At 60.2% G+C, this 2,544-nt stretch carries 3 protein-coding genes and 1 pseudogene; 2 read left to right on the top strand and 2 right to left on the bottom strand.

The window, feature by feature from the left end; translation table 11 throughout:
• Nucleotides 1-674, bottom strand: a 674-nt coding sequence (locus WM40_RS26360) for an aromatic alcohol reductase (RefSeq protein ID WP_046154535.1), incomplete at its 3' end; no start/stop codon positions are given.
• A gap of 92 nt (nucleotides 675-766) precedes the next feature.
• Between WM40_RS26360 and WM40_RS26355 the strand changes: the two genes are divergently transcribed.
• Together WM40_RS26355 and WM40_RS26350 are read left to right on the top strand one after the other, a co-directional pair.
• Nucleotides 767-1,183: a winged helix-turn-helix transcriptional regulator gene (locus tag WM40_RS26355; protein WP_036013714.1), complete on the top strand. Its 417-nt coding sequence runs from the start codon at nucleotides 767-769 to the stop codon at nucleotides 1,181-1,183.
• Between the two features lie 107 nt (nucleotides 1,184-1,290).
• The gene (locus WM40_RS26350; RefSeq protein ID WP_157793814.1) at nucleotides 1,291-1,944 is read left to right on the top strand and encodes a hypothetical protein; all 654 of its coding nucleotides are present in this window, start codon (nucleotides 1,291-1,293) and stop codon (nucleotides 1,942-1,944) included.
• Nucleotides 1,945-2,184: 240 nt separating this feature from the next.
• On the opposite strand, the pseudogene WM40_RS31915 reads toward WM40_RS26350, so the two are convergent.
• Nucleotides 2,185-2,460 (bottom strand): annotated as a pseudogene (locus tag WM40_RS31915) (integrase); the annotation flags it as partial.
• Between the last annotated feature and the right edge of the window lie 84 nt (nucleotides 2,461-2,544).

Raw genomic sequence — 2,544 nt, 5'->3', positions numbered from 1 at the left:
ACGATCTCGTTCCGGATACGGGGTTGGGCGAACACGATCGCGGCGGTCAGCGCACCGATATCATCGGGCGTCGTCAGCGTCACGGCGGTGTCGAGGCTGCCCAGCGCGTGGACTTCGTCGTTCTGCAGGTCGACGACACCGAATTCCGGCTCGAACAGGTAGCTCATGAACATGCCAGTCGAGATGATGACCCACTCGGTCCCGTGCTGACTGCGCAGCAACTCGCGCACGTCCAGCTGTGCGTCGAAAATGTCCTGCGGACTGCCGCGGCCGATCACGTCGAAATCGACCCCGAACTGCCACGGGAAGTACCGCGGGACGCGCGCCTGCAACGCAGCCCGCGCCAACTTCATCGGCGTGTCGATTCCGGCTGTAATGCCAGCGCAACCGATTACCGTGTCATATCGCGCAAACAAGGCGGCGAGCTCATCGATGGAGCTCTTCACGAAATCGCCTACGACGATCTCGATCCCGAGATCTCGAATCTCCGCGATATCATGCCGCTTGGCGGGTGCGCTGGACTCGACGGCGCTCGCGCGCAGTAGCACACTGATCTTCGCGCCGGCGATGTCCTTCGCCCGGCGCGCAAGATTGCGCAGGACCGGAAGGCCGAGTTCGCCGGCACCGAGCACGAGAATGTTTTGGGAAGTCGCGTTAGGATCTGTCTGGTTCATCGTCTGGCCTGCTGAGGAATGTGTTGCGGCAGTCTAGCGAGGCATTGACGTATATGAAAGAAGGTACATGCGTGATACTGGGAGCCCGATAGTTGGATCGAGACGAACTTCTCCAATATTCGCAGACCGTGTGCGACGGCCTGCGAGACGATGATGACGGGCTACGGCGGGAGGTGCTCGCACACGCCGGAAGTCGTTGGTCGCTCGGTGTCATCCACACGCTCGGCGTGTACGGCAGGCTGCGCCATGCCGAAATCGGCAGGCGCATGCATGGGGTAACTCAGCGGATGTTGACGCGCACGTTACGACAACTCGAGCGGGACGGCCTGGTGCTCCGTCACGATTTCGATGAAGTGCCCCCTAGAGTCGAATACGAGTTATCCGACACGGGCATGGACCTGCTCGTTCGCATGGTCCCGCTGTGGACCTGGATCGTCGAGAATGCGGAGCGCTTCCGGGAAGCGAGGCGGAGTTTCGATACCCGCACCGCGACGCAGGCTCTTAGCTGAGGCCCGGCCGGGATTCGTAAATATGTGAAGCTTCACATATTTGCGAATCCCGGCCAGGCCTCAACTCGGGTCGAAGCGCCTGATACGTCAATAAGAAAAGAGAGACCATGTTGAGACACGAAGAACACAAAGGGCATCCAGACGATGAGCTTTACGGCGTTTTTCTTCATGGCACATGGGTTATGCACGCGCCTGTCTTCAGGGAAAAGCAAGCCGCAGAGAGTTGGTTGACCGCGCGAAAGCCACCGGATGGCTACAAGGGAGCGGTGGTCAAAGGCTTGGGGGCGGAAGCAAGGGAACTGCGTAAAAAGGCTGCGAAAGTGTTGGTCGATGCCAAGCGGGAATCGGACCGCTTACTTGCGGCAGAGTATCCCGACGACGACCTATATCACTTGTTCATTAAAGGCAGGCTGGTTGAGGACGCCCCTGTTTTCACCGAGAAGCAGACTGCCGAGATTTGGTTGTTGATGCAAAAGCCACAGGACTACAAGGGCGCTGCGTTCAAAAGCCTAAGGTCAGACGCGAAGGGACAGTTCAAACGAGCTGCGAAAGCATTGGTGACTGCCGAGAAGGAGTCAGTCCGCTTACTAGCAGTTGCGAGGCAGCTTGATGCAGTGCCAGTGCCGTTGCCGGGAACCAATTTTGTCGGTGTCGAGCTGGTAAGGCCGAAAGCCGACAAAAGCTCGTATAGCTCATTTGGCCGGGAGAAAAACACCTCTGTAGTGTCAGGCGGTCTCCCAGGGCTTGGAAAGAAGCGTTGAAGAATCAACCGCCCTACTCCGCGCCGCGCGGCGGCGCTGCGCGCCCCTCACGGGGCTTGCCGGTCGTTCCGCGTGATCGTGGCTGCTCGCCGTGGCCGGTCAGTCGCTATCGCCCTTGAATCTGCCACACGCCCGGGCTTTCGCGGCATATCCTCGCCCGCTGCGCGGGCTGCGGTATTCCAGGGGGCGTTTGACGAAAGGGGCGACAAAGTACGCTAAGCCGACAGCGGGCTGCCGGAGTCAGCCTGAGCGCCGGCCGGTTTTTCGCGGCCCGAATGCTTCGGTAATCTGACGGGCGCGTCTGGCGTCGTTTCCATGCAGATACATCGAGGTCGTTGCGATCGAGGCGTGGCGCAAGTTGTCGCTCACGCTCGTGAGTTCCGCTGCGCGTGCAATGGCATGACTCGCGTGGGAATGCCTCATCCAGTGAGCACCCGCGCGGTGCAGCTTTTCGGTGAGCGCCGGATGATCGTCCTTAAGTACCTCGGCGGCCTTCAGGAAGAACCTCTGCATCATGTCGAGAAGGGCGGATTCCGGTCGCTACGCCCCTCCCGTCCGCCGGCTTAGCGTACTTTGATGCCCGTTTCGTCAAACGCCCCC

Source organism: Robbsia andropogonis, assembly GCF_000970345.1.
In the GTDB taxonomy this organism is placed as follows: Bacteria; Pseudomonadota; Gammaproteobacteria; order Burkholderiales; family Burkholderiaceae; genus Robbsia; species Robbsia andropogonis.
Note: the sequence above shows the minus strand (reverse complement) of the source record. Positions and strands in the feature narration are given on the sequence as shown.

Bases quoted from the DNA above. Each gene is read 5' to 3' on its own strand.
- WM40_RS26350 (WP_157793814.1), top strand. From the start codon at position 1,291: ATGTTGAGACACGAAGAACACAAAGGGCATCCAGACGATGAGCTTTAC.